The 20,886-nt window shown below is 68.1% G+C and carries 22 protein-coding genes; 3 read left to right on the top strand and 19 right to left on the bottom strand.

Annotated elements, in window-relative coordinates:
• Positions 1–48: 48 nt before the first annotated feature.
• The 6 genes from AC3WON_RS11030 to AC3WON_RS11005 all read right to left on the bottom strand — a co-directional run bounded on the left by AC3WON_RS11030 (position 49) and on the right by AC3WON_RS11005 (position 5,713).
• Positions 49–1,074 (bottom strand): FecR family protein, encoded by a 1,026-nt coding sequence (locus tag AC3WON_RS11030; protein ID WP_492351820.1) that lies wholly within the window; start codon positions 1,072–1,074, stop codon positions 49–51.
• Positions 1,075–1,149: 75 nt separating this feature from the next.
• Positions 1,150–1,665, bottom strand: coding sequence for an RNA polymerase sigma factor (locus AC3WON_RS11025; RefSeq protein WP_492321027.1), 516 nt, complete (start codon positions 1,663–1,665; stop codon positions 1,150–1,152).
• Positions 1,662–2,180 carry an STN domain-containing protein gene (locus AC3WON_RS11020; protein ID WP_492351819.1) on the bottom strand — a complete coding sequence of 173 codons (519 nt, stop codon included), beginning with the start codon at positions 2,178–2,180 and terminating at the stop codon, positions 1,662–1,664. Before AC3WON_RS11020 ends, AC3WON_RS11025 begins: the two co-directional genes overlap by 4 nt.
• 409 nt (positions 2,181–2,589) lie before the next feature.
• Complete coding sequence (locus AC3WON_RS11015) at positions 2,590–3,117, bottom strand: YbjN domain-containing protein (protein ID WP_492351818.1); 528 nt, start codon at positions 3,115–3,117, stop codon at positions 2,590–2,592.
• A 60-nt stretch (positions 3,118–3,177) separates the two neighbouring features.
• Positions 3,178–3,921, bottom strand: a complete 744-nt coding sequence (locus AC3WON_RS11010; protein ID WP_492351817.1) for a hypothetical protein — start codon at positions 3,919–3,921, stop codon at positions 3,178–3,180.
• Between the two features lie 10 nt (positions 3,922–3,931).
• Positions 3,932–5,713, bottom strand: a complete 1,782-nt coding sequence (locus AC3WON_RS11005; protein WP_492351816.1) for a putative porin — start codon at positions 5,711–5,713, stop codon at positions 3,932–3,934.
• 89 nt (positions 5,714–5,802) lie between these two features.
• On the opposite strand from AC3WON_RS11005, the gene AC3WON_RS11000 reads away from it, so the two are divergent.
• Positions 5,803–6,852: an RNA-guided endonuclease InsQ/TnpB family protein gene (locus AC3WON_RS11000; RefSeq protein ID WP_492351830.1), complete on the top strand. Its 1,050-nt coding sequence runs from the start codon at positions 5,803–5,805 to the stop codon at positions 6,850–6,852.
• 87 nt (positions 6,853–6,939) lie between these two features.
• Here AC3WON_RS11000 and AC3WON_RS10995 read toward each other — a convergent pair whose 3' ends face one another.
• The 4 genes from AC3WON_RS10995 to AC3WON_RS10980 all read right to left on the bottom strand — a co-directional run bounded on the left by AC3WON_RS10995 (position 6,940) and on the right by AC3WON_RS10980 (position 11,571).
• A complete protein-coding gene (locus AC3WON_RS10995) occupies positions 6,940–7,644 on the bottom strand; it encodes an energy transducer TonB family protein (RefSeq protein WP_492321022.1) in 705 nt (234 codons plus the stop codon).
• Positions 7,645–7,656: 12 nt separating this feature from the next.
• Entirely contained in the window at positions 7,657–8,067 is a 411-nt protein-coding gene (locus AC3WON_RS10990; protein WP_316149055.1) for an ExbD/TolR family protein, read from the bottom strand.
• Between the two features lie 15 nt (positions 8,068–8,082).
• Positions 8,083–9,843 carry a DUF2341 domain-containing protein gene (locus tag AC3WON_RS10985; protein WP_492351815.1) on the bottom strand — a complete coding sequence of 587 codons (1,761 nt, stop codon included), beginning with the start codon at positions 9,841–9,843 and terminating at the stop codon, positions 8,083–8,085.
• A gap of 81 nt (positions 9,844–9,924) precedes the next feature.
• Positions 9,925–11,571: a ShlB/FhaC/HecB family hemolysin secretion/activation protein gene (locus AC3WON_RS10980; protein WP_492351814.1), complete on the bottom strand. Its 1,647-nt coding sequence runs from the start codon at positions 11,569–11,571 to the stop codon at positions 9,925–9,927.
• Positions 11,572–11,898: 327 nt separating this feature from the next.
• Here AC3WON_RS10980 and AC3WON_RS10975 point away from each other — a divergent pair, with 327 nt between their 5' ends.
• A complete protein-coding gene (locus AC3WON_RS10975) occupies positions 11,899–12,252 on the top strand; it encodes a hypothetical protein (protein WP_492351813.1) in 354 nt (117 codons plus the stop codon).
• A 31-nt stretch (positions 12,253–12,283) separates the two neighbouring features.
• On the opposite strand, the gene AC3WON_RS10970 is transcribed toward AC3WON_RS10975, so the two are convergent.
• From AC3WON_RS10970 to AC3WON_RS10960, 3 genes are read right to left on the bottom strand one after another with little or no spacing between them, the layout of a single operon-like run.
• The gene (locus tag AC3WON_RS10970) at positions 12,284–12,652 is read right to left on the bottom strand and encodes a hypothetical protein (protein ID WP_018315177.1); all 369 of its coding nucleotides are present in this window, start codon (positions 12,650–12,652) and stop codon (positions 12,284–12,286) included.
• Positions 12,649–13,566, bottom strand: a complete 918-nt coding sequence (locus AC3WON_RS10965) for a DUF2950 domain-containing protein (RefSeq protein WP_492351812.1) — start codon at positions 13,564–13,566, stop codon at positions 12,649–12,651. Before AC3WON_RS10965 ends, AC3WON_RS10970 begins: the two co-directional genes overlap by 4 nt.
• Positions 13,567–13,586: 20 nt before the next feature.
• A complete protein-coding gene (locus AC3WON_RS10960; RefSeq protein ID WP_492351811.1) occupies positions 13,587–14,993 on the bottom strand; it encodes a DUF3300 domain-containing protein in 1,407 nt (468 codons plus the stop codon).
• 340 nt (positions 14,994–15,333) lie between these two features.
• On the opposite strand from AC3WON_RS10960, the gene ppk2 reads away from it, so the two are divergent.
• Positions 15,334–16,218, top strand: coding sequence for a polyphosphate kinase 2 (gene ppk2 / locus AC3WON_RS10955; protein WP_492351810.1), 885 nt, complete (start codon positions 15,334–15,336; stop codon positions 16,216–16,218).
• On the opposite strand, the gene AC3WON_RS10950 is transcribed toward ppk2, so the two are convergent.
• The 6 genes from AC3WON_RS10950 to AC3WON_RS10925 form a co-directional block, all read right to left on the bottom strand.
• Complete coding sequence (locus AC3WON_RS10950) at positions 16,219–16,620, bottom strand: hypothetical protein (RefSeq protein WP_492351809.1); 402 nt, start codon at positions 16,618–16,620, stop codon at positions 16,219–16,221.
• Between the two features lie 83 nt (positions 16,621–16,703).
• The gene (locus tag AC3WON_RS10945) at positions 16,704–16,958 is read right to left on the bottom strand and encodes a hypothetical protein (RefSeq protein ID WP_010808930.1); all 255 of its coding nucleotides are present in this window, start codon (positions 16,956–16,958) and stop codon (positions 16,704–16,706) included.
• A gap of 193 nt (positions 16,959–17,151) precedes the next feature.
• Positions 17,152–18,213, bottom strand: a complete 1,062-nt coding sequence (locus tag AC3WON_RS10940) for a phosphotransferase family protein (protein ID WP_492351808.1) — start codon at positions 18,211–18,213, stop codon at positions 17,152–17,154.
• A 29-nt stretch (positions 18,214–18,242) separates the two neighbouring features.
• Positions 18,243–19,031 (bottom strand): SDR family NAD(P)-dependent oxidoreductase, encoded by a 789-nt coding sequence (locus AC3WON_RS10935; RefSeq protein WP_492351807.1) that lies wholly within the window; start codon positions 19,029–19,031, stop codon positions 18,243–18,245.
• Positions 19,032–19,054: 23 nt separating this feature from the next.
• Positions 19,055–20,524 (bottom strand): NAD(P)(+) transhydrogenase (Re/Si-specific) subunit beta, encoded by a 1,470-nt coding sequence (locus AC3WON_RS10930; RefSeq protein ID WP_492351806.1) that lies wholly within the window; start codon positions 20,522–20,524, stop codon positions 19,055–19,057.
• The gene (locus tag AC3WON_RS10925; RefSeq protein WP_492351805.1) at positions 20,521–20,871 is read right to left on the bottom strand and encodes an NAD(P) transhydrogenase subunit alpha part 2; all 351 of its coding nucleotides are present in this window, start codon (positions 20,869–20,871) and stop codon (positions 20,521–20,523) included. Before AC3WON_RS10925 ends, AC3WON_RS10930 begins: the two co-directional genes overlap by 4 nt.
• Positions 20,872–20,886: the final 15 nt, after the last annotated feature.

Raw genomic sequence — 20,886 nt, 5'->3', positions numbered from 1 at the left:
AGCTTTTCCTTGAAGATTTCGTGACAGCGCCGCCGGGGCATCACCCGTTCAGGAGAGCAGCACCACGCCACCGGGCAGGTGGCGCGCGCTCAGGCCAAACGACTGCTGGATCTGCGCGATGGCCTTGTCGAGCGCGCGGATCTGGAAGCGGCCCGTCACCGGCCTGGCGGCCAGTTGCTCATTCATCAGCACCAGCTTGCCGCTGCGGTAGCGGTTGAGTTCATCGACCACTTCGCGCAGCGGGGTCTCGGCAAAGCGCAGGTAGCCCTCGCGCCAGGCCGGCATGCGCGCATCGTCGACGCTGACCACGTGCGCCAGCGCGCGGTCGTCGTAGGCCACCTGCTGCCGCGCCGACAGCGTGGCCATGCCGGCTGGATGTGCCACCTGCACCAGCCCTTGCAGGCAGGTCACGCAAACCCCCGCGGTGGTATGGCGCACCTCGAAGCGCGCGTGCGTGGCGATGGTTCGGCCCGCGCCCGCTACCACGGCAAAGGGATGGCGTGCCTCGGCCATGTCGATGGCGGTCTCGCCCGCGATCAGGTCGATGCCGGGCACGCGGCCCTGCTGGCGCACGGCAATGCTGGTGCGCGTATTGAGTTCGACGGTGACATCGCCGGCCAGTGCCAGCCGGCGCTGCTCGCCGGCGACGGTACGGTAGTGGGGGGGGGGGGGGGCGCGCGAACTGCGCGCCGACGGCCACAGCCCAAGCGGCGGGTGGATCAGCGCGGCGGTGGTCGCCGCCGCGGCACCAAGCGCCCCGCCGAGAAAGGCGCGGCGCTGCCAGCGCACCGGCGTGGCCCTGCGTGCCGGTGCCGGCCTGGCATCGGCGCGTGCCGCGTCCGGGTCGCGCTCCAGCACCAGCCGGCCGGCCGCCGCAAGCTGCTCCCAGCGGCGCTGCGCAGAGGCAAAGGCCGCTGCATGCGCGGGATCGGCGCGGCACCAGCGCCGCAGCGCATCGCCGTCGGCGTGCGTCATCTCTCCCGTCGCAATCTGGCGCGCCCAGCGCAATGCTTCGCGCTCGACCCGGCTCAGCCCGCGTGGCTGTTGTAGCGGAGGATTCAAGGTGGATGTCATGGCGTCTCGCAAGCTCCCCGTCCTGTATCGCCTGCATACAAGACGGTTCTGGCACCACGGATCGGCACGGTTTCTTCAGTCATGCTTGTCCATGTGGGCCACGCAGTATTCGTGGGCACGCTTCAGCTCCAGCCCGATCAGCCGCGCCGACACCCCGAAGCGCACCGCCGCCTCCTGGTTCGACAATTCCTCGACGCGCACCGCCAGGAAGATCGCACGCCGCCGCGGCGGCATCCTTTCGATCAGGCTCGCCAGCGCCTCGACCTCGCCGCGTGCGGCCACGGTCTGCGCCGGCCCAGGCGCGGGATCGACGATCTCCGTCATCAGGGATTCGAGCTCGTCCGCACTCATGTAGCGGCGGTCGCGCTGCAGCCGGTCCAGCGCCAGGTTGGTGGCCATGCGCATCAGGTAGGCCGCGGGGCTGGCGACCGGGCCGTTGGCGTCATTGCGGTCTTCCAGGTGGACCCAGGTGTCGTGCAGCGCGTCGCTGGCCAGCTCCGCCGAGCCCAGGCGCCAGGTCAGGCGCCGCTTGAGGTCGTCGTAGCGTTGGGTAAGCAGCTCGCGCAGGCTGGAACGGATGCTCTCGCTCATCGGCTGTCCCGCTGCGCTTCGCAGGGCGAGGCGCAGGCCTGGCCCTGCTCGCACTGCACCGGCCGCACCAGCAGCACGAACGGTTTTTCGGGCTCGGCCGGCGCGCGGCCGATGTCGACCTGGCGCACGGCCTGCACGATCGCGGCATCGCGGCCGCGGTCGCCGGTGGTGTCGAGCAGGCGCGCGCGCCGCACGCGGCCGGCGCCATCGATGTGCACGGCAAGCGCCAGCCGGTAGGTGCCCAGCGCCAGCGCCGGGCGCGCGCATAGCACCTGGCGGACATGCGCCTGGACCAGGCCGTCGTAGGGCCGACGCGCGGACGGCTCGCCCTGCGCATCGGACGACGCCGGTTCCTCGCCGGAAGGCACCAGCACGAAGGCGTCACCGGCGGCGGCCCGGGCCGCAAGCCCCGTGCCCTGCAGCAGGCGGTGCAGCGCCTGCTCGGGCGTCAGCGTGCCATGCACGGCGTGCGAGGTGCGGCCTTCGGCCAGCTCGGATGGATAGAAGACAGACATATTGGTCTGCGCGTCGTAACGCGAAAGCGCCGCCTTCAACGGTTGGGCTGGCAGGTCAAAGGCCATCTCCGCAGCGGCCCTGGCCACGCCAGGCCACGCCAGGCTCGTTGCGAGCGCGATGGCCGCGGCGCAGCCTGTCAGTGCGCGCGCACCGGTGGAGGCAGCCAGACATGCCATGGAGATCGGATGACCTGTTCATAGGGGGTGCGTGCCGGTCCGGCGCAGGCGTTGGGTCCGCCCGGATCCTTCGATGCGGCCGGCGGTGTGGCCGGCGCGATATCGACTGGGATCGTAAAGACCCCGTATGACGTTGGGATTACAGAGCAAAAAGGAGGACAGCGCGCCCCCGGAACACCATTTCCTTCCGCGCCGCCCTCGAAGCCGTGCGCCGGCCTGGCCGCTGCCGCGGTCAGGCCTCGGCGACGGCGGCGGAGCCGGCCGAGGCGGCGGGCTGCAGCCCGTCGGCCCCTTCCGGCGCTTCCGGCCGGTAGTTGCGCAGATGCAGGAAGAACTGGCCCATCATCTGCGTCCACAGCTGCAGCGATACCGACAGGTATTCCGCGCTGACGCCGCCGGTCACCATCACATCCATCTCCAGCACGATGAAATCGCCGTGTGCGGCAACGCGGGCAAAGCGCCGGCTGCGATGCCATTCGGCCAGCAGCGCTTCGGGCAAGGTGCCGCCCTCGACCCGCAGCGGGCAGCTCAGCGTGAAGTCCAGGTACTGGCCCGGCGCCAGCCGGTTGCCCCACAGCACCTGGAAGCCGATGCCGTGGCTGGCGCTATGCAGGCGCGCAACGCCTTCCTCTTCGATGATGTTGACGGCGCAGCCGGCCGCGCGGATGGCCTGGGCCACCTGCTCGGCATTGACGGCGGCAAGCAGGGCCGGTGCGGCAGCTGCGGTGGCATCGGCGGCAACGGAAACGGATTCGGTCATGGCAATTCCTTGAAAGCAAAACGTGGTGCGGCAAGGCAAGTCGTCTTGCCGCGATTCATGTCACAGGCGCGGCGCGGCGGTGCCGGCTTCGGCCTTGGGCTCGGCGGCGGCCTTTGCCGGGGCAGCATCCGTCTGCGGCGCGGCGGACTCGCCGGTGCTGCGCGCGTCGAAGCGGCCCTGGTAGAGCTTGTCGCCGTACTCCTGCGCGATCTGCTCGTAGCGCACGCGGCTCTGCGCCGCGAACGGCTGGCGCGCGGCCAGCACGGTGCCCAGGTCCACGGTTTCGTAGGCACGCAGGATGTCCTGGCCGACCGCGTAGAGCTGGGCGTTGGCCGCCTCGCAACGCGACAGCGCGGTCTGCCGCGCGGTGGCCTCGGCCGCCAGGCGCTGGCGTTCGGCTTCCAGCCCGCGCGCCATGCGCAGCAGCTCGTCGTAGGCGCCGCGGTACTGCGCGATCTGGCTGCCGGCCTTCTCCGCCACGGCCTGGCTGTGCTGCTGGGCCTGGCGGGCGCTGCCGGCCAGCCTGTCGCGCGCGTCGCGCTCGGCGGCAAGCTGGGCGCGCGCGGCGTCGAGCTCTTTCCTGAGCGTCCCGGCATCGCCGCCGCCCGCGCCGCCGCGGGAGGACTGGCCCGCCTTCAGCGCCGCCAGCTCGTTCTGCGCCTGCTGCAGCTGCGTGGTGGTGACGCGCAGCTGGTTGCGCAGGCGTTCTTCCATGCTCTGGCCCTGCTGGGCATGGGCGGCGCCCGCCGCCAGCGCCAGCAGCAGCGCCACGGCCTTCATGCGGCAAAGGAGCGTTGTGGACACGGCATCCTCCTCAGAAGCGCGCATTGACTTCGACCTGCAGGGTATCGATCGACAGCGGCGGGCCGAAGACTTCCTTGGTCGAGATCCAGCGGCCGGTCACCCAGGCGTTCTTGTCGAAGGCATAGGAGCCGCCCAGGTAATAGCCACGGGCATTGGTGCCGCCCTGGTGGAAGGTCGGGTCGTTGTAGCCGTCAGGCATCGCATCGGGCTCGATGCGCTTGTAGCCGGCCAGCACGTTCCAGTCGCCGCGCGCCGCCGGGCTGGGCTTGCCGAAAGTGGCCTGGAACATATAGGCGTTGCCGCCGCTGCGGAAGTCCGCGCGCGTGGTGCCGCCGCTGCCGCCGAAGTTGTTGACGATGCCGCCGTTGGCGCGCGCCCACATCTCGTCTTCGTTGTAGGCCAGGTTGCGGATGTAGTTGGCGTCAAGGCGCAGGCCGTAGCCGGCCACCTTGGTATCCCAGCGCAGGTTCAGGTCGATCAGCTGGAACTCCGAGGCCAGGCCCACGTACTGCGGCTGCGGGGTATTGGCCGGATCGAGCGGGTTGAGCGCGATATTGCGCAACAGCATCAGGGTGTTGCCCTTCTGCATGAAGGCCGGGCGGGTCCAGTCGGTGCTGCAGCCGTCGGCGCCGGCGTACAGCGCACAGGGCTCGGAGACCTTGCCGCTGACATTGCGGAAATCGTAGTAGGCCAGCGCGCCGCGCAGGCGGTTGTCGGTGTTCACCTTCCAGCTGGCGCCGAACTGGGCGCCGAGCAGCCACTTGTTCTCGCTCTTCATCTTCTCCTGGCTATGCTTGGGCGTGCTGTCGGCCGAGTACTCCAGCGGGATGAAGCCAAGCGTGCCGAACAGCGACACATCCTTGTCGGGAATCGCCTTGTCGAACTGCGCCGCGATCCCGTCGAAGTTCAGGTCGTTCGAAAAAAGCGTGTCGCTCGAGACAAAGGGATTGCCGAAACGGCCGCCGGTCAGGTTCACCCACTCCGCGGGCCGGTACGACAGCCAGCCCTGGTCCAGCCACACATCCTTCTTGGCCAACCCGCCGCCCAGTGTCTGGTTGGTCGAGACCGGGCTGTCGTCGTTGCCGGTGGCGATGCGCACGCCGGCCTTGACGCTGTCCGAGATGTCGGCCAGCACGCCCAGGCGGGCGCGCGCACGCCACTGGTTGGTGCGGTTCTGGCGGGTATTGAGCAGCGGCGGCAGCGTCAGGTTGGTGTTCGGGTTGACATCGAAACCGTTGCCGTCGTTGATGGCGGCCCAGTCGATCTGGATGTCGCTGTTGTTGCCCGAGTAGAAGCGCGATTCGTTGCGCACGCGCACATCACCCTCGATATGGATGCGCTTGGTCCATTCCGGCGTCTCGTTGGGCGCGGCCCAGCCTTCGGCCTTGGCCTGGGCCATGACCTCGCCCTTGACCTCGTCGCGGATCTGGTCGCGCACGGTCTCGGGGATATAGGGCACGCGCACGTCGCCCGCAGCGGCGCGCGCGGCACCGGCAGTGGCCGCACCGGTTGCGGCACCAGCAGCGCCCGCGGCGGGCGCCGCCGCCACGCGCTGCGCCTGCTGCGCAGCCATGGCTTCAGTCTGCGCCTGGGCCAGCAGGGCCTCGCCGGTGTTCTTGTCGAGCGCGCCGCTCTGGATCAGGCCGCGGATCAGCTTGACCATGGCACTTTCGGCCGGCGCCGCGGCTTGCGCATGGCTGGCACCCGCGGCGCCGAGCAGCACGGCTGCCACGGCGGCGGCCAGCACGCTGGCGCGGCCCGCATGGCGATGGAGATGGACAAAGTGGTTCATCAGACTTGCTCCGAGAAACCCCGACCTTCAGTGCGGGGAGTGAAAGGAGTGCTGCCGGCAGCAAGCAATCCCAATTTAGAATGACCGGCATGCTTCTCGTCCATCGCTACCGGGTGAAGTCGCTGAACGGCCTGCTCAATCAGCAGAGCCGCGCGGTGAACTACGTCTGGAACTTCTGCAATGACACACAGAAGCACGCGCTCAAATGGGGCAAGAGGTGGCCCACGGGTTTCGATCTGAACGTGTTGACCACCGGCAGCAGCAAGGAACTCCGTATCCATTCCGGCACCGTCAACGCGGTTTGTGAGCAGTACGCCAAGTCGCGTAGCCAGCATCGCCGGCCGTACCTGCGCTATCGCGGCCGCAAGTCCCTCGGCTGGGTGCCCCTCAAGGGGCGAGATCTCAAGCGTTCTGGCGATGCGTTCCGCTTTGCCGGCAATACATTTCGCGTTTTCAGTTCCCGCCCCCTTCCCGACGGCAAGATCATGGACGGCACCAATTTCTCCCGCGACGCGCGAGGCAACTGGCTCCTGAACATCGTGATTGAAGTTGCCGACACCCAGGCCCGCTCCCCGGCATGCGGCGTCGGCATCGATCTCGGCTTGAAGCACCTTGCGACACTCTCTACTGGTGAGAAGATCGAGAATCCGCGTCACTTTGGCCAACTCGAGCAAGCCCTTGCCAAGGCGCAGCGTGCGCGCAAGAAACGACAGGCCACGAACCTCCACGCGCGCATCAAAAATGCACGGCGTGACTTCCTGCACAAGCTCTCGCATCGCATCGTGCGGGACTTCGACTACATCGCGGTGGGTAATGTGAATGCCGCCGGCCTTGCCAGAACCAGCATGGCAAAGTCCGTCCTCGATGCGGGGTGGTCGTCCTTCCGCACAATGCTCGCGTACAAGGCGATTGCGCATGGCGCGTGGTACGAGGAAGTCGACGAACGTTTCACCACCCAGGTCTGCTCTTCGTGCGACGCGATGCCGCCGGAGAGGCCGAAAGGTATCGCAGACCTCGGAATAAGGCAGTGGGTATGCAGTGAATGCGGTGCTGTACATGATCGCGATGTGAACGCTGCGCTAAATATCCTTGCCCGATCGGGACATCGATCGCCTGCAGAGGGAATCTCCTCCCTTTAGGGAGGGGAGGATGTCAACGGTTCGTTCTGAAATCTGTTGGGATGAAGAGAAACGTCGGGCCGGCGCATGGCCAGGCTTTCAGGACATTCATGGCCGCCGGCCCTTGATCGACATGCGCATCGGGAAGCGCAGCGATGCCGGTGGCCGCTCGTCGGCGCGGAAATCGCGCACCATGGCAAGCACCGCCTGATCGGTTGTGGCATTGCCCGAGCTGCCCGCCAGTTCGACCCGGGTGACGCGGCCCTCCGCGTCCAGCCAGAGCTCGATGCGGAGGTCGTCGAAGGCCAGCTGGCGGGTGCGCTGGTCACGCACAAAGGCTTGCTGCAAGGCACTCGAGACATAGGCGGAATAAGACCGGCTGCCCAGCCCGCCGCCACCGCCGGTCATGCCGCCACCACCGCCGGCACGGATGCCGAAGGCATCGGTGCCGGCCTCGGCGGCGCCGTCGATGGTGACCGGGTCGCCCAGGTCCTGCGAGGGGCTGGGCGGGCTGTCGTCCTGCGGCGCTTCGGCCGGCTCCGCGGGCTTGGGCTCGGGCTCGACCACTTCGGGCTTCACCGGCTCGGGCTCGGGCAGCTTCTCCGGCTCGGGCGGCGGCGGCGGCGGAGGCGGCAGCACCAGCGTGGGCGTGGCGGGTGCCTCGCGCCGGGTGGCTGCCGTATCCGACAGCAGGTACCAGACCAGCGAGGCCAGCGCGGCGAACACCAGCGCGCCGGTCAGGAGCCCGCCCCAGCGCCGCCACAGCGCGGCGGCGCGCTGCGCGGGCACGGGCATGGGTTCGCGATGGTTCACGGCTGCGCTCCCTTATGCCGGCTTGCCGGTCACCAGACCGATCTGGTTCAGCTCGATCCGCCGCAGCAGGTCGAGCACCTCCACCACCTTGGCGTACTGCACCGAGGCATCGCCGCGCACGATCACCGGGAAATCCGGCGACAGCGCCTTCTCGGTGCGCAGGCGCTCCTCCAGCTCGGCCAGCGTGACCGGGTAGGCGTCCAGGAACACCTGCCCCGCGTTATCGATGGTGATGGCCTTGGTCTTGGGCTTTTCCAGCGCGACCGAGGCGCTGGCCTTGGGCAGGTCTACCTTGATGCCGGGGATGCTGGCGTTGCTGGTGAGGATGAAGATCACCAGCACCACCAGCAGCACGTCGACAAAGGGCGTGATATTGATGCCGCCCGTGCGCTTCCTGACGCCGAACCTGGTTGCGTTTGCCATGATTGCCGGCCCCGCTCAGGCGCGCTGCAGGACCGGGGCGCGCCGGCCCTCGCCCTGCTCTTCAGCCAGCCGCGTGGCGAACTCGTCCACGAACACGGCCATGTCGGCGCCGATGGCGTCCGAGCGCGAGGCCAGCCAGTTGTAGCCGAACAGCGCCGGAATCGCGACGCCCAGGCCCGCGGCGGTACACAAGAGCGCCGCCGCCATGCCCGGCGCGACCGAGTTGATGTCCACCGCGCCGGCCATGGCCGCCACCACGAACACCAGCATGATGCCGATCACGGTGCCGAACAGGCCCACATAGGGCGCGCCTTCGATGGTGGTGGACAGCCAGTTCATGCGGCTGGCCATGCGCTCGTTCTCGCGCACCATGACGCCGTCCATGGACGCGCGGATGGCGCTGATGGTGGCATCGGTGACCGCGTTCAGGTCGTAGCCAAGCTGGTGCCGGCGGTGCAGCTCGTCCACCGCGACTTCATACAGGCGCCACAGCGACGAATGCTCGCGGACCTCGGCCGGCACCCGGTTGGTCTTGGCCAGGTGGTCCAGCGACACCCCGGAGGCCTCGCGGAAATGCTCCATGAAGGCGGCATTGGCGCGCGAGACCGCGCCGAAGTTGCGGCCCTTGCCGATCATGATGGCCCACGACAGCGCCATCATGATGCCCAGCACGCCCACCACGATCCAGGCGTCCAGCGGCATGGCGGCGAGGATATAGCCGAAATGGCTCTTGCCCGCCTGCTGCTCGTCCGGACCGAACACCACCAGGCGCGAATCGGCGCCCTGCGAGACGGCGTCGGCCAGCAGCAGCGCCGCCGGGCGCGCCACCTTCGACACCCGCACTTCGTCGACGGCACCGGTGAAGGCGCCCTGCCCCGCGCTGTCCGCGCCGATGAAGGCGGGGCTGTTCATGGCGGGCAGCGCCGCCTCCAGCGAGGACGCGGCGCGGCCGGCCACGAACAGGGTCACGGTCTTGCCGTCGGCGTTGAGCGCCAGGTGCGACCACTGCCCGGCCTGCACCGGCTGGCCCGGATTGCTTCGCCGGCCATTGACCTGCACGAAGGGAACGCCCTGGTCGATGCCGACCAGCAGTTCGCCGGCGCTATCGCGGCGGGCATAGACCAACTGCTGCGGACCGAGCTGGTCAGGCCGCACCCATGCGGAAAACGCGAACGGCGCGCCCGCCTGCAGCGCCAGCGAAGGCGAGGCCGGCAGCGCCAGCGCGGCGACGCCAAGCTGCGCGCCCTTGCCGATCACGGTGCCGTCCAGCGACGTCACCGCGGTCTGGCTGTGGTTGCCATAGGCGGTGGTGTCGCGCGCCGGCGCATTGCCTTCGGCAAAGTGGTAGACCAGCGTGAAGTCCGGATCGAAACTGCGCTGGCCGTTGCCGGATGCAGGCGCCTTGGGATTGCCGTAATACATCCACAGCTGCTGCTTGGCGCCCGCCGAGACCGCGGGCACATCCACCCATACCAGCGCGATGCCCAGCAGCGGATCGAACTGCTCGATCTGGTGGTTCAGCACGGTCTTGTCGTCGCCGGCGACAAAGCGCAGGTCGGCGCCGGTCTCGCTCACGCCCTCGAAGCTGAAGTTGCCGGTATGCAGGCGCAGCAGCACCGGGGTGCGGCCGGCATCGCCGCCGATGGCGCCGCCCTGCGGGCCGGCATCGATGGTGACGGGCTTGCGGTAAGCCCAGTCAGGCTGCCACCAGGCCTGGGCCAGGCCCGGCAGGAGCATGCTCGCCAGCGCGAGCAGCAGCAGAAGGGAACGTCGCATGACAATGGTTCTCCGTTGGCTTGTATCGGAATGCAAGGTGGTGAGGCGTGGCGCGCGGCCGCGGCCGTGGTCGTCAATAGGTCAATAGCTCGCGGTCACGCTGAAATTCAGGCGCGGGTCGTGCCGCTCGGTGCGCTGTCCGTCCTTGAGCGGGTAGCCCAGGTCGAGCCGGCCGCTGACGCGCCGCGCCAGCCGGAAGCTCGTGCCCAGACCCACCGAGGCCAGCGAGAAGCGGCTGTCCTGCTCGGGCAGCGGCTCGCGCAGGCGCACCTGGCCGGCGTCGACGAAGGCATAGACGCGCCAGTCCTCGACCACGCCGCCGAAGAAGTCCAGCGGCGGCGAGCGCAGCTCCACCGAGCCCACCACGCCGTAGTCGCCGGTGCTTTCCGCCGACAGGTAGCCGCGCACGGAATTCATGCCGCCGGCCGCGATCTGCTCGCTCGACACCAGCGGCGAATCGGTGATCTGCGCGGCCAGGCGCCAGGCGAGCTGCGCGTTGCCCTTGAAGTTGTAGGTGCCGCTGGTATCGCCCTTGAGCAGCAGGAAGCTGGGCGAGGCCTTGTAGCGCTTGTAGTCGAACTGTTCCCAATTGCTGCCATAGCCCAGGAAGCTGCGCGTGCCGGCGACCAGCGCGGCGTTGATGCCCAGCTGGCCGCGCTCGGTCTGGGTGAAGCCCGCATAGGCAAGCGTGATCGGCGCGTACTTGAGCGGCACGGTGTCGCCGGCATTGCCCAGGCGCGTGACCTCTTCGTTGTCCTTGAAGTCCACGCCCAGGCTCAGCGTATGCCACCATGCCCCGGTGTCCGGCACGGTATAGGTGCCGCGCAGGCCGACGGCGTGGCCCTTGCCCAGCACGCTGGTGCCGTTCACCGTGGCCACGTTGCTGTCGGAAAGATAGCCCGACGCCTCCACGCTCCAGTTGCTGCCGCGGATCGGCGCCACATAGGAGCCGGACCACACCTGGGTCTGGTTCAAATCCTGTGGCGCGCCGAAGAAGCTCACTGAGGCGCTATGGCCCAGCTGCCAGAGGTTGTCGTGGCCCAGCGAGGCGAAGGCGCGCAGCTCCTTCGTATCAGCGCTGTAGTCGTTGTTCAGGCCAACGCTGGCGCGCCACGGACTGCTGTCGTCGACCTTCAGGTCGACGTCCATGGTGCCCGGCATCGCGCCCTGCCGCACCAGCGGCACCACCTGGCGCTTGGCACTGCGGTTCAACGCGGTCAGCTCTGTCTGCGCCTGCGTGAAATCAGGCACCACGCCTTCCGCCAGCGCCGGCACCTGCTCGCGCACCTCCAGCGGCGAGTTGTACTCGGCACCGACCACGCGCACCCGGCCCACGCGGGTCTCGCTGACCTGCAGGATCACGATGCCGTCGGTGACCTGCTGTTCCGGCAGGTCGACGTAGACCGATTGGTAGCCCTTGGCCTGGTAGACCGCCAGCAGCGCATCGCGGGCGCCCTCGATATCCTTCATGGTGCGGGCCGGGCCCAGGAACGGCGTGACCGCCCGCTCGATCGAACGGACATCCAGCACCGTATTGCCGCGCACGATGTACTCGTTCACGTTGACGCGCCGCTCGGCCTCGGCGGCCTGCGCGCTTGCCGGCGCCGCGGCCGCGTGCTCCGCTGCCGCCTGCTGCGCCGCCGCCGTCCCCAGGGTTCCCAGTCCAATCACTGCCAGCCACACCGCCCGCCAGCACGAAGGCGGGCCGCTCTTCTTCACGTCATGCATTGGATTGACTCAAGCTTCTTGTTCGAATCGATTGCCGCCGCGCCCCTGCCGCAACGCCCTGACCAAGGGCACGGCAGGCGCGCATCCGATCGCAGGACATGATGGCGTGCCCTCATGTCAGCATTGCGCACGGTGCCTAGACGGACGGCACTGGCGCCGCCTGTCGTTTGTCACAAAAGATTCATCGAAGAAGAAAGAGGGAGGCGCGGGGACGGCGAGTCAACGGCAAATCCCTGCGCGAGGATGGTTCCCGCTGCCGCAGCATGCTGGCTATACTGCAGCGGCTTCGCCAGCGCCCTGCCTGGCGGCCAACGAAGGAGGGATCGGATGCGGACCTGGCTGACGCTATGCGCCGTAGCGGCGCTTGGACTGGTCGACATCGCACCCGCCGCCGCTGCGGGACCCGCGCCCTGCGTCGAAGTCGAGGTCAACGGCGAGCGCGCGCCTTCGTTCCCGTGCCTGACGCAGAAGCTGCAACCTGCCAACGCAGGCAGGCCGGCACGGCCTGACAGCGGACTGGCGGCCGAGGCAATCGTGCAGCGGCCCTCGAACCAGCTCGGCCTTTATAACGAGGCGGCCACCAGCCATCGCATGGGCAACACCTTCGGCACGTCGGTCTATCCGCAGCGCCCGGCCAGTCCGGCGCCGGCGGCGCCGGTCATTCCGCGCGCGCAGCCTTGAGTGGTTGGCGGCAACGGCGGCACAGCACGCCTTAGCGGCCCATGCGCGCGTCGTAGCTGCGCGAGATGCGCTCGAGCAGACGCGGATCCGACGGGTCGGTGCCGTCGAACTGCACCCGCACCGTGCCGTCGGCCTGGCGGCGCACGCTGGCCCTCACCGGCAGGTTGTTGCGGGTTCCTTCCACCGTCCCGGCCACGGCATCCTCGGTGCTGATCGCCACGCCCTGGTCGCGCATGGCGCCGGCGGCCGCGGCAAAGGCGCGGTCGTAGCGGCTGGGCTGCAGCCCCGGGTAGGTGGTCGGGACCACCTCGGCGGGGTAAGGGTAGGGATAGCATGCCGTCAGCACCGGCACTGCGGCGAACACGGCAACGCCCGCCAGGAGCCCGAGCCCATGCTTCATGGCGTCACCTTGCTCCAGCCAGGGCCGGGATCGAAGGTCTTGGTCGCCGCGGCCTTGCCGGCGCTGTCGGTGCCCAGGTCGCGTTCATAGACCTGGCCATCGTGGCTGACCATGAAGCTCTTCACGCCGGTATCGCCATACCGCACCGGCCAGGCCAGCACGGCGAAGCCGCCGAACAGCTTGCCATTGACGACATAGTTGTACGCGCCGCCGGGTGCGTTGGGGCCCTGGGCCGTCAGCAGCTTGTAGTGATAGCCGTAATAGCCGCCCTGCCCCGGATTGCGCTTGCCGGCCGTCAGGAATGCGGCCCCGAGCGGGCTGGGCGGTGCGCCATCCGATGTCGGCCAGTACAGCCCGTCCTGCTTGCCCGGCGTACTCGCAAGCTTGCCTGCGTAGGCCAGCAGGCCGTCGCCGTCATGGTCGGTCCGGGCGTATTCGCGCTGGGCGTCGTAGATCGCCAGCATGGTCTGGATCACCGAGAGTTCATTGCGGCCGATGCGGCGTATGCGCATCTCGTCGACCCCGGCACGCGTATCGAACTGCCAGCCCTTCGATGTCTTCACCAGCGGCACTGGCAGGGTCCAGCCGTCATTGCCTACGGCGATGCGGACATGGCTGTCGCCCTCTGGCTTGACCGCATGCGAGATCCGCCAGGCCTCGAGAAAGCGGTATCGGATGTCGGCGCCGACTGGCGGGATCAGGTCGTGGAATTTGGCGCCCAGCAGCACCTTCATGGCATCGTCGTCGCTGGCGGCGACTGCCTCGCCAAAGGCGTTCATGGCGGCCTCGGGGGTTTTGAAGGGCTTCTGCGCGTGCGCGGCGTGCATGCCGGCAACGGTCAGCGCGAGCGCAAGCGCCACCGCGCAGGCCGGGCGGCCAGGCAGGGATCGGGCAAGGCTTAGTGGTGACGTCATGATCGAGACTCCCTGGTCCGCTAGCGCCTGCCACCGCGTCCGCCACCGCCACGGCCGCCGCCGAAGCCGCCGCCACCACGGCCCCCGCCGCCGCTGAAGCCGCCGCCTGCGCGGCCTCCGGCCGATTGCATGCTGGCGCGTCCGCGATCAAAGTCGCGCTGCGACGCCGCGCCGCCGCCCACGCCCTGGAAGGCGTTGTCCCGCCCGCCACCGCCGCCGCGGTCGGCTACGGTGGTGGCCCGTTCACCGCCGCCCCGCGACCGGTCGGCGGCCCCCGCGCGGTCCGATGCACCGGCCCGGTCAGATACGCCGCCTCGATCGGAGACTCCGGCCCGGTCAGAGACCCCGGCCCGATCACCGCCCCGTTCGCCAGCGAGATCACCGACCCGGTCTCCCGCCCGGTCTCCGGCCCGATCCCCGGCACCCGGCCGGTCCTGCCCGCCTGCCCGGTCGCGCGCCGCGCGGTCGGACACGCCGGCACCGCCCTCGCGGCCGCGGAACTCATTGCGCCGGTCCCCGCCTGGCACATCGCGCGAGAATTTCTCGCGGGTGGCATTGTCGCGGTAGGCCACGCCCTGGCGGTGACTGGCGTCGTGCTGCCAGCGCCCGCCCGCCTGTACCTTGGTGCGGTCGAAGTTGCGGTCGATATTGGTGGCCCGGTTGACATTGATGTTCACGTCGCCGCCGCCCCAGTTGCAGTTGCCGAAGATCGCCCCGGCGGCGGCCAGCCCGATGCCCCAGGCAAAGCCCGTGGCCAGCGCGGCGCCCGGGTAGTAGGCGGGATAAGGCGGCCAGTAGTACGGCGGGTAGGACGGATAACCCCAGGAACCGTAGACCACGGTGGGGTTGTAGGCCGGGACGTAGATGACCTGCGGGTCGGCCGGTTCGATGCGCACCACGGTCTGCACGCCCGGCGCCGCCGTGGTCGCGGGCTCGACAATGACCTTCTGCTGTTCGGTGGTCTTGAGGTTGCCGGATTGCTGGGCCTTGTTGCGCAGCCGCTGGACCGCGGCCAGCACGTCTTTCTCCTGGGCCAGGAAGGCATCGCCCAGCTTCTGCGTCCAGTCGAGCTTGTCGTTCATCGGCTCAAGCACCTGCGGGAAGGCCACCAGCGACTTCACGCTGACATCCCAGGGCTGGTCGGCCACGGCCTTGACCGCGGCGTCGCCCTTGACCTTGGGATTGGCCTTGACCCAGCGTGCCGCGTGCACGATCTCCAGCGGATAGGTGGAGGCCATCAGCACCTGCGACAACACGGAATCGGGATAGAGCGCGATCGGTGCGACCAGCGCCTCTAGCTCTTCGGGCTTGAAGGTGGGTGGCGGGTTCTGTAAGTCTTGGGCAGCGGCGCCGCCCGCTCCCGCTACCAGCGCGACCAACAGCCATGCGCAGCCGGACCTGAGCAGCCGCCTGACCAGAAAGGCCATGTTCCCTCCTCGCAGCCGGTGACGGAACCATCCGAGGCGTACTGGGGCAGCGCGCCGGGCTGGAGGATGTTCTCCAGCCGCGCGCCATTGCCAGCCGGCATACGGAGCGGATATTGCTCCATACGCGCTACGAAGGTAGTACGGAAGACATTGAAATTCAACCGAATTCCGGTCGCCGCCCGGCAAGGGTTGCGACAGGAAAACGGACCGGCATGAGGATTTCCCCCGATTTTGTTCCTATCGTAGAAACGAGCCGCCAGCGCGCATGCAAGCGGTACGCCCAGGTTTGAAGGTGCATGACCGGACCCTCAAGGCACCGGTACGTCAGTGGAGGAAGATCATGGCCAAGCGAAAAGGGAAGCGCCACGGCGACAACGGGAGCCAGGCGGAGCCGCCGCGCGAACCAGGCCCGGCTGAACGCCTCGATGAAAATCCGGACCAGCAGCAGCGCGAGCGCATGTCGGAGAAGGAATACCAGAAGGCGCTCTTCACCCTTCATGTCGAGCTGGTCAAAGTTCAGCAATGGGTGCAGGCCAGCGGCAGCAAGGTCTGCGTGGTGTTCGAAGGGCGCGACGGTGCCGGCAAGGGCGGCGCCATCAAGGCCATCACGGAACGCGTCAGCCCGCGCATTTTCCGCGTGATCGCCCTGCCCGCTCCGACCGACCGCGAAAAGAGCCAGATGTACGTGCAGCGCTACCTGCCGCACCTGCCCGCCGCGGGAGAAATCGTCATCTTCGACCGGAGCTGGTACAACCGCGCCGGCGTCGAACGCGTGATGGGATTCTGCTCCGAAGCGCAGGCCGACGAGTTTCTGCGCGCCGTCCCACTGGTCGAACGCGCCATCGTGCATTCCGGCATCATCCTGATCAAGTACTGGCTCGAGGTCAGCCCGGAGGAGCAGACCCGCCGCCTGCAGGGACGCATCAAGGACGGCCGCAAGCTCTGGAAGCTCACTGACATGGACTTGCGTTCGTACAGCCGCTGGTACGACTATTCACGCGCGCGCGACGCCATGTTTGCCGCATCCGATACCGACTATGCCCCATGGCATGTGGCCAATTCCAATGACAAGCGCCGGGCGCGCCTGAACATCATCACGCACCTGCTGGCACAGATCCCGTACCAGGCGATCGAACGCAAGCCAGTCAAGCTGCCTGCCAGGCAGAAGGCGGGTGGATACCGGGAGCCCGACTATCCCTATCGGTACGTCGAAGAGCGGTACTAGCTACTTCGGCAGCTTGCGCGACCTCCAGTTGCCGTCCTTCTCCTTGCAGTACCACCCGGTCCAGGCTTCGGTTTCGCCGGCCCGGCGGAATTCACTGCGCAGTTGCCGGCAGCGGTCGCCGTGGTCGCGCCGGGACTGCAATGGCGTGAAGGAACCTTCGACCTGCCGCTCGCGCGTGTCGGGCGGCAGCCTGAACGTCATGCGGGCGCCGTCGGCGCCCTGCTCCAGGGTCCTGCGGAAGACAGCCGTCAACGCCGTGAGCTGGTCCTGGGTAAGCGTGCCGACGATGGTGCCGCCCAGGTAGTGGTCAAAATAGGCAACGGCCAGCCCCGCCGACATTGCACCCGCCAGCATTGCGGCACTGCATGCCAGCGCGTGCAGGATCGTGTATCGCCTGCTCATCTTGCCTCCTCCGCCATGGCACGCCCCCAATCGGGCAAGCGCGGAAGCACCGGATCCACATGCCCGCCAGCCGCGGCAGCGGCCTATTCGAAGCGCTCGGTCAGCACCATCGCGTCCACCTTGCGCTGCTTCCAGAACAGGTGGTTGATGCGCGGCTGCAGCAGCCGCAGCGCGGCCCCATCGACCGAATTGAAATGCAGCGACACCGCCGGGCGGGTGCCGTCTCCCGGAACGCGTTCGATCTCATCGCAGGCCGGGAAGCCGTAGCGACCGATGAACTCCTGGATTTCCTCGTCGGTTGTCGCCGTATCGATATTCACAAGCATCAGCACACTCATTGACGTCTCCTGAAGTCTCGGGATGCCAGACAGCCCGGTTCCGATGCGGCCATGAATCCGCGGACCCATCTCCCCTTCCTATCTTTAAGCCAGGCCGGATCGGAAGGCAAACTTTGATTCCCGATAAGGAGTCCAGGGCAGATTCCGTCACCTGCGGCGGATTCGATCCGGCTGGCGCCGGACCGTGCCGACGCTAGCGCCCTGCCGCGCGGTAGCGCATCGCGAATTGCCACCCCAGTTCGGCCAGCGGCACCGCCTTCCTGCCTGTCTCCACGGCATCTGCCGCGGCGGCGTTGCCGCTCCTGGCACGCTGCCCGATGCCGTGCATGATCGCCGCGAGCCGGAAGAAGTTGTAGGCAAGGTAAAAGTCCCAGTGCTCGAGCGCGTGCGTGCCGTTGGTCTCGCCGTACCAGCGCAGGTAGGTTGCCTCGTCGGGAATGCCCAGCGCCTGCAGGTCGAGCCCTCCGATACCGCGCCACAGGTCGGCCGGGATATGCCAGCTCATGCAGTGGTAGGCCAGGTCCGCCAGCGGGTGGCCGAGCGTCGACAGCTCCCAGTCGAGCACGCCGATGACGCGGGGCTCGGTGGGATGGAAGACGAGATTGTCCATGCGGTAGTCGCCATGCACCACGCTGGTCTGCTCCGCGTCCGGGACGTGCTGCGGCAGCCACTCTGCCAGCGCCGCCAGCGCCTTGTTGTCGCCCATGCCGGTGTCGCGGCACTGGCCGGCCCAGCGCGCGACCTGGCGCGGCACGTAGCCGCCGCTCCTGCCATAGTCCGCCAGGCCGGCGGCACGGTAATCCACCCGGTGCAAGGCGCCGATCACGCGGTTCATCTCGCGGTAGATCGCGGCGCGCTGTTGCGGGGACTGGCCCGGCAGGGACTGGTCATAGACCACGCGGCCCTGCAGATACTCCATCAGGTAGAACGGCGTGCCAAGGATCGCGGAGTCTTCGCTGTACAGGAAGACCCGCGGCACCGGCACGTCGCTGTCGCGCAGCGCGCGCATCACGCGGTACTCGCGGTCGATGGCATGTGCGGACGACAGCAACTGGCCCGGCGGCTTGGTGCGCAGCACGTACTGCTGCGCGCCGCAGGCCAGCCGGTAGGTCGGATTGGACTGGCCGCCGGCAAGGCGCTCCAGGGTCAGTTCGGGCCGGTCGATCAGGCCTTCTGCGTGCAGCAGCGCTGCCAGGGCTGCGCTGTCGAAACCCGAACCGCCGGTGGCGGCGGGAACTGCGAGGGCTGGTTGCATCGGATCGCTCTCCTCGATTGCGGGTGGGCTCACAGCGAGCTGACCGCGTGGCCGCCGTCCACGGGCAGCACCGTACCGGTCATGTAGTCGGAAGCATCCGAGGCCAGCAGCAGCAGCGCGCCGTCGAGCTGGCGGGCCTGGCCGAGCCGGCGCTGCGGAATGCGCCCGATCATGGCCCGGCCGCTGTCGGTCTCGAAGAAGCTGCGGTTGATGTCGGTTTCGAAGTAGCCCGGCGCCAGCGCGTTGACGCGGATCCCGTGCCGCGCCCATTCCAGCGCCAGCGAGCGCGTCAGGTGGATCAGGCCCGCCTTCGCGGCGGTGTAGGCGGGAACCTGCTGCGCCACGCGCAGGCCAAGGATCGACGCGATATTGACGATGCTGCCGCCGCTCCCGGCCTCGCGCATCATCCGCGCCGCGCATTGCGCCACGCGCCAGGCGCCGTTCAGGTTGGTGTCGATCACGCCTTGCCAGGCGTCCTCCCCCACTTCCATGGCCGGCCCGGTGGTGGCGATGCCGGCGCTGTTGACGACCACCTGGACCGGGCCGAGCTGTTGGCGCGCCGTCTCGAACGCCGCACCGACCGATGCCGGGTCCCTGACGTCGAGCGCAACGACGCAGCCTTGCCCGCCCTGCTTGCGCAGGTCCGCCAGCACGGCCTCGCCTTCGGCAACGCGCCGCCCCGCCAGTGCCACCTTGCAGCCGGCGCGCGCCAGCGTCTGCGCAAAATGCAGGCCCAGGCCGCCAAAGGCCCCGGTCACCAGCGCTACCTTGCCCTCCAGGTCGGCAAACAGGCCGAGGTTGCGTTCTTGCTGGGTCATTGCTTGTCTCCTCTGCATTGGGCTCAGGCGGCTTTGAGCATGTCCTCGACCACCTTCTTGGCGTCGCCGAACACCATCATGGTCTTGTCCATGTAGAACAGTTCGTTGTCCAGGCCGGCGTAGCCGGCCGCCATCGAGCGCTTGTTGACGATGATGGTCTTGGCCTTGTACGCCTCCAGGATCGGCATGCCGGCGATCGGCGACTTGGGATCGTTCTTGGCCGCCGGGTTGACCACGTCGTTGGCGCCGAGCACCAGCACCACGTCGGCCTGGCCGAACTCGCTGTTGATGTCCTCCATCTCGAAGACCTGGTCGTACGGCACCTCGGCCTCGGCCAGCAGCACGTTCATATGGCCCGGCATGCGGCCCGCCACCGGGTGGATCGCGTACTTCACGGTCACGCCCTTCTCCGTGAGCGCTTCGGTCAGTTCTTTCAGCGCGTGCTGCGCGCGCGCCACCGCCAGGCCGTAGCCCGGCACGATGATGACCGTCTCGGCGTTGCCCATCAGGAAGGCGGCATCGTCGGCCGAGCCCGACTTCACGTTGCGCTGCGCCTGCTCTGCCGGCCCGCGCGCGGCGGTGGCGTCGCTGCCGAAGCCCCCAAGGATCACGTTGAAGAACGAGCGGTTCATCGCCCGACACATGATGTACGAAAGGATCGCGCCGGAGGAACCCACCAGCGAGCCGGCGATGATCAGCATCGGGTTGTTCAGCGAGAAGCCGATGCCGGCTGCTGCCCAGCCCGAGTACGAGTTCAGCATCGACACCACCACCGGCGTGTCGGCGCCGCCGATCGGGATGATGATCAGCACGCCCAGCACGAAGGCGAGCGCCAGCATGACCAGGAACGGCATCCACGCCTGCGTCAGGAAGAATGCAATGCCGAAGCCTACCATCGCCACCGCCAGCAGCAGGTTCAGCCAGTGCTGGCCGGCAAACACCACCGGCGCGCCCTGGAACAGACGGAACTTGTAGCGCCCGGCCAGCTTGCCGAAGGCGATCACCGAGCCCGAGAAAGTGATGGCGCCGACGAAGCAGCCAATGAAGAGCTCGATGCGGTTGCCGAGCGGAATGTCGTTCGAACCGGCAGTTGTGATACCGAAGGCAGCAGGCTCCGCCACTGCCGCCACCGAAATAAACACCGCGGCCAGGCCGATCAGCGAGTGCATCGCCGCGACCAGCTCGGGCATCTTGGTCATCTGCACCTTCTTCGCCACATAGGCACCGATACCGCCGCCCACCACCAGCGCGGCCAGGATCAGCGCCAGGCCGGTGCCCGGCGCGGACGGGTCCGCCCCGCCGGACAACAACCCACTCTTCAGCTTGAAGATCAGCGCCACCGTGGTCAGTGCCGCGACCACCATGCCGGTCATGCCGAAGACATTGCCGCGCCGAGCCGTGGTCGGGTGTGACAGCCCCTTGAGTGCCTGGATAAAGCAAACGGACGCGCCCAGGTAGGACAGCGTCACCATATTCATCGACAGGCCATTCATTGCGCTACCTCCGCCAGTTTTCCGCCGGGCTGACCCTTGGCTTCAGGCTGCGCCTTGGGTGCCTTCTTCCTGAACATCTCCAGCATGCGCTGCGTGACCAGGAAGCCGCCGAACACATTCACGGCAGCCAGCGCCACTGCCAGCGTGCCCATGACGCTGCCAACATAGCCCTCGGTCAGGCCGGCGGCCAGCATGGCGCCGACGATGATGATGGCCGAGATTGCGTTGGTCACCGCCATCAGCGGCGTGTGCAGCGCGGGGGTGACCGTCCAGACCACGTGGTAGCCCACGTAGATCGCCAGTACAAAGATGATCAGGTTGATCACCGTGTGGCTAACCATTTCCATCGATATCTCCTTGAA

It is taken from the genome of Cupriavidus sp. FW305-46 (genome assembly GCF_058787075.1).
The sequence above is the reverse complement of the archived record's forward strand: the minus strand, read 5'-3'. Positions and strand labels throughout refer to the sequence as shown.

Coding starts and splice junctions, on each gene's coding strand:
- AC3WON_RS11030 (WP_492351820.1), bottom strand. CDS start 1,074: ATGACATCCACCTTGAATCCTCCGCTACAACAGCCACGCGGGCTGAGC.
- AC3WON_RS11025 (WP_492321027.1), bottom strand. CDS start 1,665: ATGAGCGAGAGCATCCGTTCCAGCCTGCGCGAGCTGCTTACCCAACGC.
- AC3WON_RS11020 (WP_492351819.1), bottom strand. CDS start 2,180: ATGTCTGTCTTCTATCCATCCGAGCTGGCCGAAGGCCGCACCTCGCAC.
- AC3WON_RS11015 (WP_492351818.1), bottom strand. CDS start 3,117: ATGACCGAATCCGTTTCCGTTGCCGCCGATGCCACCGCAGCTGCCGCA.
- AC3WON_RS11005 (WP_492351816.1), bottom strand. CDS start 5,713: ATGAACCACTTTGTCCATCTCCATCGCCATGCGGGCCGCGCCAGCGTG.
- AC3WON_RS11000 (WP_492351830.1), top strand. CDS start 5,803: ATGCTTCTCGTCCATCGCTACCGGGTGAAGTCGCTGAACGGCCTGCTC.
- AC3WON_RS10990 (WP_316149055.1), bottom strand. CDS start 8,067: ATGGCAAACGCAACCAGGTTCGGCGTCAGGAAGCGCACGGGCGGCATC.
- AC3WON_RS10985 (WP_492351815.1), bottom strand. CDS start 9,843: ATGCGACGTTCCCTTCTGCTGCTGCTCGCGCTGGCGAGCATGCTCCTG.
- AC3WON_RS10980 (WP_492351814.1), bottom strand. CDS start 11,571: ATGCATGACGTGAAGAAGAGCGGCCCGCCTTCGTGCTGGCGGGCGGTG.
- AC3WON_RS10975 (WP_492351813.1), top strand. CDS start 11,899: ATGCGGACCTGGCTGACGCTATGCGCCGTAGCGGCGCTTGGACTGGTC.
- AC3WON_RS10970 (WP_018315177.1), bottom strand. CDS start 12,652: ATGAAGCATGGGCTCGGGCTCCTGGCGGGCGTTGCCGTGTTCGCCGCA.
- AC3WON_RS10965 (WP_492351812.1), bottom strand. CDS start 13,566: ATGACGTCACCACTAAGCCTTGCCCGATCCCTGCCTGGCCGCCCGGCC.
- AC3WON_RS10960 (WP_492351811.1), bottom strand. CDS start 14,993: ATGGCCTTTCTGGTCAGGCGGCTGCTCAGGTCCGGCTGCGCATGGCTG.
- ppk2 (WP_492351810.1), top strand. CDS start 15,334: ATGGCCAAGCGAAAAGGGAAGCGCCACGGCGACAACGGGAGCCAGGCG.
- AC3WON_RS10950 (WP_492351809.1), bottom strand. CDS start 16,620: ATGAGCAGGCGATACACGATCCTGCACGCGCTGGCATGCAGTGCCGCA.
- AC3WON_RS10945 (WP_010808930.1), bottom strand. CDS start 16,958: ATGAGTGTGCTGATGCTTGTGAATATCGATACGGCGACAACCGACGAG.
- AC3WON_RS10940 (WP_492351808.1), bottom strand. CDS start 18,213: ATGCAACCAGCCCTCGCAGTTCCCGCCGCCACCGGCGGTTCGGGTTTC.
- AC3WON_RS10935 (WP_492351807.1), bottom strand. CDS start 19,031: ATGACCCAGCAAGAACGCAACCTCGGCCTGTTTGCCGACCTGGAGGGC.
- AC3WON_RS10930 (WP_492351806.1), bottom strand. CDS start 20,524: ATGAATGGCCTGTCGATGAATATGGTGACGCTGTCCTACCTGGGCGCG.
- AC3WON_RS10925 (WP_492351805.1), bottom strand. CDS start 20,871: ATGGAAATGGTTAGCCACACGGTGATCAACCTGATCATCTTTGTACTG.